At 31.3% G+C, this 1,135-nt stretch carries 1 protein-coding gene; it reads right to left on the bottom strand.

The window, feature by feature from the left end:
* Positions 1–264: 264 nt before the first annotated feature.
* Complete coding sequence (locus MAGTDC_RS05915; protein WP_414173057.1) at positions 265–591, bottom strand: cbb3-type cytochrome c oxidase subunit I; 327 nt, start codon at positions 589–591, stop codon at positions 265–267.
* Positions 592–1,135: the final 544 nt, after the last annotated feature.

Below are 1,135 nucleotides of genomic sequence, written 5' to 3'. Positions count from 1 at the left end.
ATATGTAGGTACTTATTATAGACAACATCAAAAGTTTGGTATTGTGGTAAGATTTTACCGACGTACTATAGGCTATAATTCTGACGAATTAGATGAACGCGATCGTCTCGCGACACTTTCGTTTGATTACGCTTGTCGTTTTTACTTTATGTTACTGGCTCTTTATATTATATAACGCTTTAATATTCTTCTGGTCGAAGGTATAAAAAATGTTTATTTCAAATTTTCATTGTTGTTTTTATTTAGTAATATTTTTCTTTGGGCTTACGTTAACATTGAGGTATTTTTTCAACTACGTCACAGGCAAATATTATAACAACGAGGTATTCCTCTCAATCCTAAAAAACGTTGAGGAAAGAAAGTTAAGTTTACATAAATAAATATAACTAATCGGTGAATTTTCAAAGAATTACAATTTAAAGATAGCTCAGCAAATAAATGATATCAATAAATAAATCTACATAAAATTGCAAATACTGTCCCTATTGATAAAACATAATGAAAGTGAGCTACAACGTTACATGTATCGGGTAAAATAATATCAATTGATGAATTTACCAAGATTACACCAGTTAAGCCATATGTTTTCACTTTTAATCTAACGGTCTACTACGATTCGGATACTTTTCCTTTTTAATAATTCATGAAATAATATTTCATTTAAAAATGATGTTTTACAAGTCACCAAACCTTATTGGAATTTAAATTTCTTATTTAAAATGTTGGGGCGTGGGTCGACACAGTGGTAACGTTCGAGACTCATAATCTCAACGGCTGTGCTGCGATCCTAGAACCGAGTCAAGGTAATGTCTAAGTCTACTTGTCCCCTCTATCTGTGAGGACAAATAATATAGCGATGCGATATTGTTAGAAATGCCTGGGCTCATGGGCGTAACTTGGGGCCTAAATTTGGTGGGAGGGGGCAGGGTAAAGTTTCATAAATTCAAGTGTGTAGTGAGACCATCTATATAATAAAATATATTATATACAAAATTAGAAAGTTTAATAATAATTCTTAGTTAGTAAACGAGAGACAATTTCATTTTTTAATGATCAACAAATCTTTCTTCATAAGTTGTACTTCCAGTTATGTTTATCTAGAACAAATATACTGTAGGCCTATAAACATAAACAA

It is taken from the genome of Candidatus Hodgkinia cicadicola, from assembly GCF_002774925.1.
This window is presented reverse-complemented; position numbering and strand designations above follow the sequence as displayed.